Below are 13,444 nucleotides of genomic sequence, written 5' to 3'. Positions count from 1 at the left end.
GCTCGTCCAGCCGATGCCCCGAAGGGCGACGCTCCGAAGTCCGAGCCGGTCGCCCCGACCAAGCCCGTCGCCCCCGAGCCGGCCAGGCCGCAGGCGGTTCCGACCCCGGTAGCCGTCAAGTCCGCGGCGCCCCAACCCGCCGCGCCCCAGCCGGCCGCGCCCGCGCCCGCGGGCCCCCAGCCTGTGGCCCCCGCCCCGGTTCGCCCAGCGCCGCAGCCGATCGCATCGGGACCTGCGTCGCGCGAAGCCCGGTCCAGCGAGCTCGCGGATCGGCTCGCCGCGGCGCTCAAGCGTCCCGTGACTCCTGTCGCCGCTCCGGTGGCGCCCGCGCCGGCCGTCGCCGCGGCGCCCGCGCCTGCGAGCGCGCCAGCTCCTGCCGCAGCGACGCCGAACGGCGGCGAAGAACTCTCCGGCCGGGAAGCGCGGATCGCCGCCCGGCTCGCGGCCCGCGCCTCCAAGGAGGAGGCCGCCGGCGGCGAGGCGCCGGAGCCCAAGATCGACCAGCCCCGCGCCGGCGCCGCGCCGGAGGTCACCCTGACCCCCGCGCCGAAGCCCGCGGCGGCCGCCGTGGTCGAGGCCCCGACGCCCGAGCCGGCGAAGCCGTTCCCGGGCGCCATGGGCCAGGCCCCGACGCTGACCGTGAAGCCGGACGCGCGGCCCGCCCCGGCCGCGTCGAAGCCCGCCAAGGACGAAGACCCGCTTGCGGCGCTCGAGGCGGAGATGGCGAGCCTGCTCGGCCGCGACCTCGGCGCGAAGCCCAAGTCCTGACGCCGGCGGCGACGCCCGTGCCGCTCCACGGCCGACGCCGATGATCCCGCCCGCCGCGGCGCGGCGCCTTGGCCGCGCGGGGGCGATCGCCGCTGCGCTGACGATCCTCGCCGCGGGGCCCGCGGCGGCGCAGGCGATCACGCTCGATCTCGGCCAGGGCGGCGGCGTCAGCGAGCGCGCGCTTCAGCTCGTCGCCCTCATCACGGTCCTCAGCCTCGCGCCGTCGATCCTGGTGATGGTGACCTGCTTCACCCGCATCGTCGTCGTGCTGTCGCTGCTGCGCACGGCGATCGGCACGCAGACCGCGCCCCCCAACACGGTGGTGACGGCGCTCGCGCTGTTCCTCACCGCTTTCGTCATGGCCCCCACGTTCCAGACCGCCTACGATCAGGCGGTCGTGCCGCGCCTCGCCGGCCAGATCGACGACGCCACGGCCTTCCAGCGCGGGGTCGCGCCGTTCCGCACCTTCATGCTGGCGCACGTCCGCGAGAAGGACCTGAGGCTGTTCCAGGACCTGTCGCGCGAGCCCGCGCCGGAGGGGCCCGAGGCGGTTTCCCTGCGGGTGCTGATCCCGGCCTTCATGATCTCGGAATTGCGGCGCGCCTTCGAGATCGGCTTCCTGCTGTTCGTTCCCTTCCTTGTGATCGACCTCGTGGTCGCCTCGGTGCTCATGTCGATGGGCATGATGATGCTGCCGCCAGCGATCGTCTCGCTGCCGTTCAAGTTGATCTTCTTCGTGCTGGTCGACGGCTGGAGCCTGGTCGCGGGCAGTCTGGTCCAGAGCTACGGCGGCTAGCGTCAGTCCGGCGGCCAAGAGGGACGTCCAACGCGATGTCCCCGAAGACGCGGCCAGTTTAACAGGGCGCTTCGTCGCCAAGGCGTGTACCGGCCGGCCGAGTGCACGGTATCCCGATGAGTCCGCCCTCAGGAGCGCGATCGTCGACGACATAAGTCGAATGGCCGGCCTTTCCCTGAAATTGGAACAGTTATCAATTGATGCGGCCTGTCTTGAAGTGGCCGCGCGCTCGGCTTATTCCGCCAGACGTCGCAGTCATTAAGCATCTTGGGGAGGTCAGACGTTGTCGCTGATCGATTTTGGGCGCGCCGCGTCCCTTCGGACGGTCGTGGGCGTCGCGGCGACCCTCGGCGTCGCGCTCCCCGCCGCCGCCGCGCCCACAGTGTCGGTCGAGCTCAACCGGCTCGAGCCGCGCGAGACGGCCTGTCGCGTCTCCCTGGTGATCAAGAACGAGGCCGAGAAGGCGCTGGACAGCCTCAAGCTCGATCTCGTGTTCTTTGACAAGCAGGGCGTGATCGCCCGCCGCCTCGCGGTGGAGGCCGGTCCGCTGCGCGCGACGAAGACCAGCGTAAAGCTGTTCGAGGCGACCGATCTGGGCTGCGACGCCGTCGGGCGCGTGCTGCTGAACGACGTCACCGCCTGCAGCGGAGAGGCGGACTGCCTCGGCCTGATCGCGACCTCCTCCAAGGTCAAGGACGTGGAGTTCGGCAAGTGAGAGGCCTGACCGCGCTCGTCGCGGCGCTCGCCCTGACGGCGGCGCTCGCTCCGGCCGCAGCCTTCGCGCAGCAGGCGCAGCCGACCCAGACCCAGACCCAGACGCTGCCCCCCGCCGACGAGGTTCAGGCCGTCGATCCCGGCCAGCCCACGCCCGCGCCGCGCCCAGCCGCGCCCGCGACCGAGGCCGCGGCCCCCGGACAGGGCGTTCCCCCCGGGACGTCGGCGGTGAACCCTTCGACCATCCCGCATGATCTGTCGCCGATCGGCATGTTCCTCGCCGCCGACTGGGTGGTGAAGGGCGTCATGATCGGCCTCGCCTTCGCCTCGGTGGTCACTTGGACGGTGTGGCTCGCGAAGTCGCTCGAGGTCTTCGCGGCCGGACGGCGCGTGAAGAGCGGCCTCGAGGCGCTGGCGAACGCCCGCTCGCTGGAGGACGCGCGCCGCGCGCTCGACAACCGGCGCGGCTCGGTCGCCTCGTTCGTGGCGGCCGCCGACGCGGAGCTCGCCCATTCCGCCGACGCCCTCACGCCCGACGGCGTCAAGGAGCGCGTCGCGTCGCATCTCTCCCGGCTCGAGGCCCAGGCCGGCCGGAGGCTCGCGATCGGCACCGGCGTGCTCGCGACCATCGGCTCCACCGCGCCCTTCGTCGGCCTGTTCGGCACGGTGTGGGGCATCATGAACTCGTTCATCGGCATCTCGAACGCGCAGACCACGAACCTCGCGGTCGTCGCGCCCGGCATCGCCGAGGCGCTGCTCGCGACCGCGATCGGCCTCGTGGCGGCGATCCCGGCGGTGATGATCTACAACGTCTTCGCCCGCGCGATCTCCGCCCACCGCGCGCTGCTCGCGGACGCCTCCGCCGCCGTGATGCGGCTCTTGAGCCGCGATCTCGACCGCGCGGCGATCCACTCCCGCCTGCGGGCGGCGGCGGAGTAGCGCCTCATGGCCGCGAAGCTCGACCACGGCTCCGGCGACGATCTCGCCGAAAACAGCGAGATCAACGTCACGCCGTTCATCGACGTGATGCTGGTGCTGCTGATCATCTTCATGGTGGCCGCGCCGCTCGCGACCGTCGACGTCGGCGTCGACCTCCCGGCCTCGACGGCCAAGCCGCAGCCCCGACCGGACAAGCCGGTCTATCTCACCGTGAAGTCGGACCTTTCGCTCGCGATCGGCAACGAGACCGTGCCGCCGGGCGCGCTCGGCGACGCTCTGGCGCGCGCGACCAACGGCGACCATGAGCAGCGCGTGTTCCTCCGCGCCGACAAGACCGTCCCCTATGGCGAATTGACCAACGTCATGAACGACATGCGCAAGGCGGGCTACCTCAAGATCGCCCTGGTCGCGCTGGAAAGCGTCGGGGGCGATGGCGGGCGCTGAGGCGCTGACGCTCACGGCCGCGTACGACCGGCCGGGCGTCGCGCGCTGGGCTCTCGCGGGCGTCGCCGTGCTCGCGGTCCACGCCGCCGCGGGCCTGCTTCTGCGCGACGCGGAGCCGCCCGCGGGCTTCCAGGCCCCGCCCGCGATCGAGATGGATCTGGTTCCGCCGCCCGCCGGCGCGACCAATCCTGAGGTCGCCGCCCAGATGACCGACTCCGAGACGCCGGAGACGGTCAACGAGGCGCAGGAGACCGAAGAGCTTCCGGAGATGACCGCGGAGGAGACGACCACGCCTCCCGATCCCGAGGCCGTCACCGCCGAGGACGAGCCCGAACCTGTTCAGGAGCTGACCGAGCCGCAGGAGCTCGCGGAGACCCGGCCGGACGTGACGCCGGCGGTCGCGCTGCCGCCGGAGGAGACGGTGACCGCGCGGGAGGAGAGGCCCGAGCCGAAGGTGGTCCGCAAGCCCGCCCCGGCGAAGAAGAAGCCGGAGCCCGTCGAACGGCCGGTGCGGGAGGCCCGCAAACCGCCGGCCGCGCCGCCGCCGCAGACCGCGGGCGGCGCGCGCGGCGTGGCGAGCACCAGCGGCGCCGCTGCGAGCGCCGCAGCCTCGAGCTACGCGCGTCAGGTGGCCGCGCTGCTCGCGGCCTCGAAGCGCTACCCGCCGAGCCTGATCGCGCAGAAAGTCGCGGGTCGCGGGCAGGTGACGTTCACGCTGAACCGCAGCGGCTCGGTCGTGAGCGCTTCCGTCACCTCGAGCGCCGGCCACCAGCTGCTGGACGCGGAGCTTCAGGCGATGGTGCGGCGCGCCAACTTCCCGCCGATGCCGGCCGACATGCCCGGCGCGTCAAAGCGCTTCACGATCCCAGTCTCGTTCTCGGTCCGCTGACCGATCAGCCGCGGGAGGCGCGTTTCGGCCGGGGGCGGAGCGCGTCCTTCGGCACCTTCTGGGCGATGCCGTAGAGCCGCTCGCGGCGGTCCATCTCGGCGTAGACGTCCTCGGGGTCCACGCCGACCGCGGTCCAGAGCACCACGAGGTTGTAGAGCAGGTCGGCGCTCTCGCGCACCACCGCCTCCCGCTGCCCGGCGGCGGCCTCGATCGCGACCTCGGCCGCCTCCTCGACGACCTTCTTCGCCATCTTCGGGACGCCTTCGCGGTAGAGCTTTCCCGTGCGCGTGCCGGCGTCGCGGCCGTCGCGGACGGCGCAGACTGCGGCGTGAAGGCGGGCGATCGAATCAGGCATGCCAGAATCATCGCCGGAACCCGCACGGGTGTGAAGCGGTCACGATCGCGTCGGCGGCCCCGGCGCGATCACGCCGCGGCCTCCCTGCTCATGACGGCGGGGCCCCGACGCTCTATACTCCGCGCCGACAGACGGACGCCTCGTCCGCCAAGCGCCCGGACCCTTCATGCCAATCCTTGAAATCGTCGTTCTCGTGGGCCTCGTCCTCCTGAACGGCTTCTTCGCAATGTCGGAACTCGCGGTTGTGTCCGCCCGGCGTCCCCGCCTGAAGATGATGGCCGACCAGGGAAGCGCCGGCGCGGCGCGGGCGCTGATCCTCTCCGAGGATCCCGGCAGTTTCCTCTCCTCCGTCCAGATCGGCATCACGCTGATCGCGATCCTCACCGGCGTGGTCGGCGAGGCCGCGCTCGCAGACCCGCTCGCCGTCTTCCTGGAGGCCGCGACCCCGCTCGACACCTACGCGCGGCCCATCGCGACCGGCCTCGTGGTGTTCGGCATCGGCTACGCCTCTCTGATCTTCGGCGAGCTGGTGCCCAAGCGCATCGCGCTCGCAGACCCGGAATCCATCGCCGCGATCTGCTCCGGGCCGCTCCGCATCCTGGCGCTCGTCGGCAAGCCCTTCGTCATAGCGCTCGGCGCGAGCTCGAGCCTCGTGCTCAGGTTGCTCGGCGTGAAGGAGCAGGACGGCAGCAACGTGACCGAGGAGGAGGTCCGCAGCGTGATCGCCGAGGGCGTCGCCGCGGGTTCGATCGAGCCGGTGGAGAAGCGCATGATCGAAGGCGTGCTCGGCCTCGCCGACCGCCCCGTGCGCTCGATCATGACGCCCCGCCGCGACGTGTTCTGGGTGGACCTGTCGGACGATCTCGAAACCATCAAGAAAGAGCTGTCCGAGAGCCCGTTCTCCCGCCTCGTGGTGGGCAAGGACGGCTCGATCGACGACCCCGTCGGCATCCTGCACAAGAAGGACGTGCTGTCGAAGCTGCTCGCGGGCGGCGCGTTCGAGGTCGCCTCCGAGGTGCGCAACCCGCTCTACGTGCCCGAGGGCGCCTCCGCGCTCAGCCTGCTCGAGCTGTTCAAGACGCAGCCTTCGTCGACCGCCTTCGTGGTGGACGAGTTCGGCGGCTTCGAGGGCATCGTCACGTCGCACGACGTGCTCGGGGCGATCGCGGGCGTGCTGCCCGAGGAGCACGAGACCGCCGAGGACAAGGACATCCGCCGCCGCGAGGACGGCACCTACATGGTCGACGGTCGCGCCTCGCTCGACTCGGTGATGGACACCTTCGCCTTCAACATCCCCGCGGACAGCCAGGGCGAGTTCCACACGGCCGCCGGCCTCGTGATCGCCGAGCTCGGCCGCATTCCGGTCGAGGGCGACACCATCGACATCGGCGCCTGGACGATCGAAGTGGTCGACATGGACGGACCCCGCGTCGACAAGCTGATGTTCCGCGCCCGCCAGACCGAAGCCGGAGCCGCGCCCGCCGGCGCCGGGATCTGATCCCGCGCGCCCGTGAGGCCTTGAAGGGGCCGGTGTGATGTTCGACCGCCCTTCCCCATTCCGCCTGGACCCCCGCACGCTGTCGGCGGCCTTCAACGGCGTCGTCGCCGACGTTCTCGCCCGCGCGGCCGGCCGCGCGTCGGAGCCGGTCGCAAGCGCCGGCTCCCTCGAGGCGCTGGAGCGGCTCGTCACGGGCGGGGTCCCGGCCGCCGGCCGCCCGCTCGGGGAGGTCGCCGACGAGCTGCGGAACGTCGTGCTCGCGGCCCGCGCCCGCACCGACCACCCCCGCTTCTTCGCCTTCGTGCCGAGCCCGGTCTCGCCCGTCGCCTGGCTCGCCGACGCGCTGACCTCGGCGCACAACCCCCATCTCGGCGCGAGCCGGCAGGCCGAAGGCCCCGCCGCGGTGGAACGCGCGCTGATCCGATGGCTCGCCCAGGCTCTGGGCCTTCCCGAAGGCGCCGGCGGGTTGTTCGTCTCCGGCGGCTCCATGGCGAACCTCGCCGCCGTCGTCGCGGCCCGCGACGCCAAGCTTGCGCCTCAGGCGCGCGGCGACGGCGTGGCCTATGTCTCGACGGAATCCCACGTCTCGGTCGCGCGCGCGCTCCGCATCGCCGGCCTGCTCGATCGCCAGATCCGCGTGACGCCGGTCGACGCGGCGCTCCGGATGGACCCGCACGCGCTCGCGGCACAGATCGCCGCCGATCGCGCGGCGGGGCTCAGGCCCTTCCTGCTGGTCGCGACCGCGGGCTCCACCAACGTCGGCGCGGTCGATCCCCTGTCCGCCCTCGCCGAGATCGCCGCGTGCGACGACCTCTGGCTCCATGTCGACGGCGCCTACGGCGCGTCGATCGCGCTGAGCCCCGCCAAGCGCGGGCTGCTGGCGGGCATCGAGCGCGCCGACAGCGTGGCCTGGGACGCGCACAAGTGGCTGTTCCAGACGTATGGGACGGGGATGCTGCTGGCGCGCGATCCCTCCCGGCTCGCCGCGAGCTTCGGCGTGGAGGCGGCCTATCTCGACGACGCCGGATCCGACGGACCCGACTTCTGGGACCTCGGGCCGGAGCTGACGCGGCCGGCGCGAGCGCTCAAGCTCTGGCTGACGCTGCAGGTCATGGGACTCGAGGCGGTCGGCGCCGCGATCGAGCATGGGTTCCGGCTGGCCGAGGCGGCCGAACGGGCGGCGCGCGCTACGCCTGGCTGGGAGATCGCGACCCCGGCGCAGCTCGGCGTCGTCACCTTTCGCTACGCTCCCGAGGGGCTGCCGCCCGCCGCCGCAGAGAAGGCCATGAGAGGGGCGGCCGACCTTCTGCTCGCCGAGGGCTTCGCTGCGGTGGGCGCCACCCGCGTCAATGGACGGCCCGCGCTCCGGATCTGCGCGCTTCATCCAGAGGCGACCGAAGCCGACATCGTTGAAACCATCGCCAGGCTGGACGCCCACGCGCGAATGATAGCGGGGATGTGAGGCGCGCCCTCCAACGCGGCAGTTTCGTGCAGGCGGATCGAGCGCGTGTCGCGGCCTTGAGCCAGGACCAGACGCCCTCTCCGGCTCGTGAGGGGTTGCCCATCGCGCGGCGCCTCATGTCGAGGCTCGGCGCTTCTGGGTCGCGGCTCAAGGCCCGGACACGGCCGACCTCGTGATGGACGCCGGCGTCGCCCCGCGAAACGAAAACGGCCGGGACTAAGCCCGGCCGTCCGATCTCAGGTCAATGCGACGCTCTCAGAAGTAGACCGCCTTGGTCTCCCGCAGGCGCACGAGCCGCAGCTCCGCCTTTAGCTTGTCGTCGTCGGTGGAGGCGTCCTCGAGGTCTTCCTCGGCGTCCCTGATCAGTTCGTCGATGCGGTCGACGCCCATCTCGGCCAGCGGGGTCGCCTCGTCCGCGAGGATCGTCAGACCCTTGGCGTTGACGTCGGCGAAGCCGCCCTTGACGAACAGCTTCTCCGGCTCGCCGCCTTCGGTCTTGTAGACCTTCACGACGCCCGGCTTCAGCGTGGTCATGAACGGCGCGTGGTGCGCCATCACGCCGAACTCGCCTTCGGAGCCCGGCACGACCACATGCTGGACCTCTTCCGAGACCAGCAGCTTCTCAGGCGACACGAGCTCGAAGGGGAAGCTGTCCATTGTTACGTTCTCTCTCGTCCGTCACCCTCGGCGACGGTCGGCCATGAAGCCGACGCCGAACCCGAGAAGCGCGCCGATCAGGGCGCACACGCCCACATGCTGCGCCTGGCCGGTGGTGAGCGTCTTGTCGCCCGGCGCGGCGGCCTGATCGCCCTGCACCTCGACCTTGAGGCCGAGGAAGCTGACCTCGGCCGCCTGGGGCCGGGTCAACCAGCCGGCGAGACCGCCGACTGCGAGACCGATCAGGAGAAATAGTACCTTGCTGTTCATCGAACTCTACCCCGGAGCGCTGCGCCACGCGCGCGTCGCCGTCGTTATAGGGTCCGATCCGGCGCCGGGCAGAGACCGGCGCCGTCGACGTCAGACGATTACGCGCCTTCGGCCAGCTTCTTGGCCTTCTCGATCGCCTCCTCGATGGTGCCGACCATGTAGAAGGCGGCCTCGGGGAGGTTGTCGTGCTTGCCTTCGACGAGCTCCTTGAAGCCCTTGATGGTGTCCTTCAGGTCCACGAACTTGCCAGGGAAGCCGGTGAACACCTCGGCGACGTGGAACGGCTGGGACAGGAAGCGCTCGATCTTGCGGGCGCGCGAGACCGTCAGCTTGTCCTCTTCCGACAGCTCGTCCATGCCCAGGATCGCGATGATGTCCTGGAGCGACTTGTAGCGCTGCAGCGTCTCCTGGACGCGGCGGGCGGTGGAGTAGTGCTCCTCGCCGATGACCTGCGCAGAGAGAATGCGCGAGGTCGAGTCGAGCGGGTCGACCGCCGGGTAGATGCCCTTCTCGGCGATCGAGCGGTTCAGAACCGTCGTCGCGTCGAGGTGGGCGAAGGAGGCGGCGGGCGCCGGGTCGGTCAGGTCGTCGGCGGGCACGTAGATCGCCTGCACCGAGGTGATCGAGCCCTTGGTCGTGGTCGTGATGCGCTCCTGCAGCGCGCCCATATCGGTCGCGAGCGTCGGCTGGTAGCCCACGGCCGAGGGAATGCGGCCGAGCAGCGCCGACACTTCCGAACCCGCCTGCGTGAAGCGGAAGATGTTGTCGACGAAGAACAGCACGTCCTGGCCCTGGTCGCGGAAGTGCTCAGCGATGGTCAGGCCCGAAAGCGCGACGCGGGCGCGGGCGCCGGGCGGCTCGTTCATCTGGCCGAACACCAGGGCGCACTTCGAGCCCTCGCCGCCGCCGTGCTTGTTCACGCCGGACTCGATGAACTCGTGGTAGAGGTCGTTGCCCTCGCGGGTGCGCTCGCCGACGCCGGCGAACACGGAGTAGCCGCCGTGCGCCTTCGCGACGTTGTTGATCAGCTCCTGGATCAGCACGGTCTTGCCGACGCCCGCGCCGCCGAACAGGCCGACCTTGCCGCCCTTGGCGTAAGGCGCGAGCAGGTCGACGACCTTGATGCCGGTGACGAGCACTTCCGTCTCCGTCGCCTGCTCGGCGTAGGAGGGGGCCGGCGCGTGGATCGGGCGGGTGCCTTCGGACGCGACCGGGCCGGCCTCGTCGATCGGCTCGCCGATGACGTTCAGGATGCGGCCGAGCGTGCCGGCGCCGACCGGCACCGCGATCGGCTGGCCGGTGTCGGAGACGTCCTGCCCGCGAACCAGACCTTCGGTCGAGTCCATCGCGATCGTGCGGACCGTGGACTCGCCGAGGTGCTGAGCGACCTCAAGCACGAGGCGGGCGCCGTTGTTGCTCGTCTCCAGAGAGTTCAGGATCTCCGGCAGGTGTCCGTCGAACTTGACGTCGACGACGGCGCCGATGACCTGGGTGATGCGGCCGACATGTGCGGTCATAGGGATGGTCCTCGTCGGATAATCGTCAAAGCGCTTCGGCGCCGGAGATGATCTCGATCAGCTCCTTGGTGATCTGCGCCTGGCGGGTCCGGTTGTAGGTCAGCGTCAGCTTCTTGATCATCTCGCCCGCGTTGCGGGTCGCGTTGTCCATCGCGGACATGCGCGCGCCCTGCTCCGAGGCGGCGTTCTCCAGAAGCCCCTTGAAGATCTGGATCGCCACGTTCTTCGGCAGAAGCTCGTCGAGGATCTCCTCCTCGGACGGCTCGTACTCGTAGAGCGCGCCGCCGGAGGCGTCCTCGCCCGCGACCGGTTCCGGGATTTCCACCGGAATCAGCTGCTGAGCGGTCGGGATCTGCGAGATCACCGAGCGGAAGCGCGAGAAGAACAACGTGGCGACGTCGAACTCGCCGGCCTGGTAGAGATCCAGCACCTTCGCGGCGACGCCTTCGGCGGACCCGAAGGACGGCGCCTTGTTGGCCGGAAACTCAATCTTTTCGCGGATCAGGCCGCCGTAGTTCCGGCGCAGCAGCTCCGCGCCCTTCTTGCCGACGCAGAGGAACTGAACCTCCTTGCCCTCGGCGATCAGCTTCTCGGCGTGGAGGCGCGCGAGGCGCACGATCGAACCGTTGAAGCCGCCGCAGAGGCCGCGTTCGGCGGTCGCCACGATCAGCAGGTGGCGCTTGTCCGACCCCGTGCCGGACAGCAGCAGCGGCGCGTCCGGCGCGTTGGTCAGGCTGGCGCCGAGATTGGCGAGCACGCGCTCCATCCGCTCCGCATAGGGACGCGCCGCCTCGGCCGCCATCTGGGCGCGACGGAGCTTCGCCGCCGCGACCATCTGCATGGCCTTGGTGATCTTCTGCGTCGCCTTAACGGAGGCGATGCGGTTTCTTAGATCCTTGAGGCTCGCCATGACGTGGCCCGGACTCCCCTGACCGAGCGCTTACGAGAACGAGGCCGTGAACGCGTCGAGCGCGCTCTTGACCTTCTCGGTCGTCTCCTTGGACATCTCCTTGGAGGTGCGGATCGTCTCGAGGATGTCCTTGTGCTTGCCCTCGAACAGCTCGAGCAGCTTGGTCTCGTAGCTGCGCACCTTGTCGAGCGGCAGCTTGTCCAGGTAGCCGTTGGTGCCGGCGTAGATCACCACCACCTGCTGCTCCACGCGCAGCGGCGAGAACTGCGGCTGCTTGAGGAGCTCGGTGAGGCGGGCGCCGCGGTTCAGCAGGCGCTGGGTCGAGGCGTCGAGGTCGGAGCCGAACTGCGCGAAGGCGGCCATCTCGCGGTACTGCGCGAGCTCGCCCTTAATCTTGCCGGCCACCTGCTTCATGGCCTTGATCTGGGCCGAGGAGCCGACGCGCGACACCGAGATGCCGACGTTCACCGCCGGGCGGATGCCCTGGTAGAACAGGTCGGACTCCAGGAAGATCTGGCCGTCGGTGATCGAGATCACGTTGGTCGGGATGTAGGCCGACACGTCGTTCGCCTGCGTCTCGATGACGGGCAGCGCGGTCAGCGAACCGGCGCCGTTGTCGTCGTTGAGCTTCGCGGCGCGCTCGAGCAGGCGCGAGTGGAGATAGAACACGTCGCCCGGATAGGCTTCGCGGCCGGGCGGACGGCGCAGCAGCAGCGACATCTGGCGGTAGGCCACCGCCTGCTTCGACAGATCGTCATAGACGATCAGCGCATGCATGCCGTTGTCGCGGAAATACTCGCCCATGGCGCAGCCGGCGAAGGGCGCCAGGAACTGCATCGGGGCCGGGTCGGAGGCGGTCGCGGCGATGATGATCGAGTACTCGAGGGCGCCCTGCTCCTCGAGCACCTTCACGAACTGCGCGACGGTGGAGCGCTTCTGGCCGACCGCGACGTAGACGCAGTAGAGCTTCTGCTTCTCGTCGCCCGAGGCGTTGATCGGCTTCTGGTTCAGGATGGCGTCGAGCGCGACGGCGGTCTTGCCGGTCTGGCGGTCGCCGATGATCAGCTCGCGCTGGCCGCGGCCGACGGGGATCAGCGCGTCGATCGACTTGATGCCGGTCTGCATCGGCTCGTGCACGGACTTGCGCGGGATGATGCCCGGCGCCTTCACGTCCACGCGGGAGCGCTTCTCGGCGACGATCGGGCCCTTGCCGTCGATCGGGTTGCCCAGCGCGTCGACGACGCGGCCGAGCAGGCCCTTGCCGACGGGAACGTCCACGATCGCGCCGGTGCGCTTGACGGTGTCGCCCTCGGAGATGCCGCGGTCGGTGCCGAACACGACGACGCCGACGTTGTCCTCTTCGAGGTTGAGCGCCATGCCGCGCACGCCGCCCGGGAACTCGACCATCTCGCCGTACTGGACGTTGTCGAGGCCGTAGACGCGGGCGATGCCGTCTCCGATCGAGAGAACCTGTCCGACTTCCGAGACCTCGGCCTCCTGGCCGAAGTTCTTGATCTGATCCTTCAGGATCGCGGAAATCTCGGCGGCGCGAATGTCCATCAGCCGACCTCTTTCATCGCAAGTTTAATGGCGTTGAGCTTGGTTCTAAGCGACGCGTCGACCATGCGGCTGCCGAGCCGCACGATGATGCCGCCGAGGATCTTGGGATCGATCTTGACGTCGTAATCGACCGTCTTGCCGGTCACGTCGGCCAGCGCCTGGGTGAGCGCGGCGCGGTGGCCGTCCGACAGCGGCTCCGCGACCGTGACCTCGGCGCTGATCGCGCCCTTCGAGGTCGCGACGAGCGCCTTGTACCCGTGGATCATGCTTTCGATCGCGAACAGGCGGCGGTTGCGGGCCACGAGCTTCACGAAATTGTAGGTGAGGCTGGCGACGCCGACCTTGTCGAGCACCGCCGCGATCGCCTTCTCCTGCTCGTCGGCCGAGAAGGCCGGGCTCTTGATCAGGCGACGCAGATCGTCGCTCTCCGCGATCAGAGCCGACAAAGTCTCGAGGTCCGCCGCGATGGCGTCGACCTGTCCCGCCTCGACGGCGAGATCGAACAGGGCGGACGCGTAGCGTCCCGCCATTCCGGACACGATGGTGTCTTTACCTGCCACCGAGCGCACTCTCGCTGGTTGGAGCCTAGGGCTGAAACCGGAGCGAGCGCTCCGCAACCTCCCGGAAATGCCGACCTTGACGGTCAGACTTGAACCATGTCGCGG

General features: G+C 70.2%; 14 protein-coding genes and 1 pseudogene. 8 read left to right on the top strand and 7 right to left on the bottom strand.

The window, feature by feature from the left end:
• The 6 genes and pseudogenes from METY_RS21315 to METY_RS17590 all read left to right on the top strand — a co-directional run.
• Positions 1 to 768, top strand: a pseudogene (locus tag METY_RS21315) (hypothetical protein); the annotation flags it as partial.
• A gap of 97 nt (positions 769 to 865) precedes the next feature.
• Complete coding sequence (gene fliP / locus METY_RS17610) at positions 866 to 1,564, top strand: flagellar type III secretion system pore protein FliP (RefSeq protein ID WP_444849101.1); 699 nt, start codon at positions 866 to 868, stop codon at positions 1,562 to 1,564.
• A 283-nt stretch (positions 1,565 to 1,847) separates the two neighbouring features.
• Complete coding sequence (locus METY_RS17605; RefSeq protein WP_103122690.1) at positions 1,848 to 2,279, top strand: hypothetical protein; 432 nt, start codon at positions 1,848 to 1,850, stop codon at positions 2,277 to 2,279.
• Positions 2,276 to 3,217, top strand: a complete 942-nt coding sequence (gene exbB / locus METY_RS17600; RefSeq protein WP_103122689.1) for a tonB-system energizer ExbB — start codon at positions 2,276 to 2,278, stop codon at positions 3,215 to 3,217. The genes METY_RS17605 and exbB overlap by 4 nt, the downstream gene beginning before the upstream one ends.
• Positions 3,218 to 3,223: 6 nt before the next feature.
• Positions 3,224 to 3,661 carry a TonB system transport protein ExbD gene (exbD, locus tag METY_RS17595; RefSeq protein ID WP_103122688.1) on the top strand — a complete coding sequence of 146 codons (438 nt, stop codon included), beginning with the start codon at positions 3,224 to 3,226 and terminating at the stop codon, positions 3,659 to 3,661.
• Positions 3,648 to 4,550, top strand: coding sequence for a TonB family protein (locus METY_RS17590; RefSeq protein ID WP_103122687.1), 903 nt, complete (start codon positions 3,648 to 3,650; stop codon positions 4,548 to 4,550). Before exbD ends, METY_RS17590 begins: the two co-directional genes overlap by 14 nt.
• Positions 4,551 to 4,554: 4 nt before the next feature.
• Here the strand turns inward: METY_RS17590 and hisE are convergent, their stop codons facing one another.
• Entirely contained in the window at positions 4,555 to 4,905 is a 351-nt protein-coding gene (hisE, locus tag METY_RS17585) for a phosphoribosyl-ATP diphosphatase (RefSeq protein ID WP_103122686.1), read from the bottom strand.
• A 166-nt stretch (positions 4,906 to 5,071) separates the two neighbouring features.
• Here hisE and METY_RS17580 point away from each other — a divergent pair, with 166 nt between their 5' ends.
• Positions 5,072 to 6,403, top strand: a complete 1,332-nt coding sequence (locus tag METY_RS17580; protein WP_103122685.1) for a hemolysin family protein — start codon at positions 5,072 to 5,074, stop codon at positions 6,401 to 6,403.
• A 37-nt stretch (positions 6,404 to 6,440) separates the two neighbouring features.
• Positions 6,441 to 7,865 (top strand): pyridoxal phosphate-dependent decarboxylase family protein, encoded by a 1,425-nt coding sequence (locus tag METY_RS17575; protein WP_103122684.1) that lies wholly within the window; start codon positions 6,441 to 6,443, stop codon positions 7,863 to 7,865.
• A gap of 255 nt (positions 7,866 to 8,120) precedes the next feature.
• On the opposite strand, the gene METY_RS17570 is transcribed toward METY_RS17575, so the two are convergent.
• From METY_RS17570 to METY_RS17545, 6 genes are all read right to left on the bottom strand, one after another.
• On the bottom strand, positions 8,121 to 8,522 hold the full coding sequence (locus METY_RS17570) for a F0F1 ATP synthase subunit epsilon (protein WP_103122683.1): 402 nt from the start codon (positions 8,520 to 8,522) through the stop codon (positions 8,121 to 8,123).
• Between the two features lie 21 nt (positions 8,523 to 8,543).
• On the bottom strand, positions 8,544 to 8,792 hold the full coding sequence (locus tag METY_RS17565) for a hypothetical protein (protein WP_103122682.1): 249 nt from the start codon (positions 8,790 to 8,792) through the stop codon (positions 8,544 to 8,546).
• Between the two features lie 98 nt (positions 8,793 to 8,890).
• Entirely contained in the window at positions 8,891 to 10,309 is a 1,419-nt protein-coding gene (atpD, locus tag METY_RS17560) for a F0F1 ATP synthase subunit beta (RefSeq protein ID WP_103122681.1), read from the bottom strand.
• 25 nt (positions 10,310 to 10,334) lie between these two features.
• Positions 10,335 to 11,219, bottom strand: coding sequence for a F0F1 ATP synthase subunit gamma (locus tag METY_RS17555; protein WP_103122680.1), 885 nt, complete (start codon positions 11,217 to 11,219; stop codon positions 10,335 to 10,337).
• 30 nt (positions 11,220 to 11,249) lie between these two features.
• A complete protein-coding gene (gene atpA, locus METY_RS17550) occupies positions 11,250 to 12,779 on the bottom strand; it encodes a F0F1 ATP synthase subunit alpha (RefSeq protein WP_103122679.1) in 1,530 nt (509 codons plus the stop codon).
• Positions 12,779 to 13,339 carry a F0F1 ATP synthase subunit delta gene (locus METY_RS17545; protein ID WP_103122678.1) on the bottom strand — a complete coding sequence of 187 codons (561 nt, stop codon included), beginning with the start codon at positions 13,337 to 13,339 and terminating at the stop codon, positions 12,779 to 12,781. Before METY_RS17545 ends, atpA begins: the two co-directional genes overlap by 1 nt.
• Between the last annotated feature and the right edge of the window lie 105 nt (positions 13,340 to 13,444).

The sequence above is a fragment of the Methylopila sp. Yamaguchi genome, assembly GCF_002897035.1.
Taxonomy (GTDB): Bacteria; Pseudomonadota; Alphaproteobacteria; order Rhizobiales; family Methylopilaceae; genus Methylopila.
The sequence above is the reverse complement of the archived record's forward strand: the minus strand, read 5'-3'. Positions and strand labels throughout refer to the sequence as shown.

What these genes read in the sequence shown, in the direction of transcription:
- exbD (WP_103122688.1), top strand. Translation starts at nt 3,224, where the DNA reads ATGGCCGCGAAGCTCGACCACGGCTCCGGCGACGATCTCGCCGAAAAC.
- METY_RS17575 (WP_103122684.1), top strand. Translation starts at nt 6,441, where the DNA reads ATGTTCGACCGCCCTTCCCCATTCCGCCTGGACCCCCGCACGCTGTCG.
- METY_RS17555 (WP_103122680.1), bottom strand. Translation starts at nt 11,219, where the DNA reads ATGGCGAGCCTCAAGGATCTAAGAAACCGCATCGCCTCCGTTAAGGCG.
- atpD (WP_103122681.1), bottom strand. Translation starts at nt 10,309, where the DNA reads ATGACCGCACATGTCGGCCGCATCACCCAGGTCATCGGCGCCGTCGTC.
- atpA (WP_103122679.1), bottom strand. Translation starts at nt 12,779, where the DNA reads ATGGACATTCGCGCCGCCGAGATTTCCGCGATCCTGAAGGATCAGATC.
- METY_RS17565 (WP_103122682.1), bottom strand. Translation starts at nt 8,792, where the DNA reads ATGAACAGCAAGGTACTATTTCTCCTGATCGGTCTCGCAGTCGGCGGT.
- METY_RS17570 (WP_103122683.1), bottom strand. Translation starts at nt 8,522, where the DNA reads ATGGACAGCTTCCCCTTCGAGCTCGTGTCGCCTGAGAAGCTGCTGGTC.
- hisE (WP_103122686.1), bottom strand. Translation starts at nt 4,905, where the DNA reads ATGCCTGATTCGATCGCCCGCCTTCACGCCGCAGTCTGCGCCGTCCGC.
- METY_RS17580 (WP_103122685.1), top strand. Translation starts at nt 5,072, where the DNA reads ATGCCAATCCTTGAAATCGTCGTTCTCGTGGGCCTCGTCCTCCTGAAC.
- METY_RS17590 (WP_103122687.1), top strand. Translation starts at nt 3,648, where the DNA reads ATGGCGGGCGCTGAGGCGCTGACGCTCACGGCCGCGTACGACCGGCCG.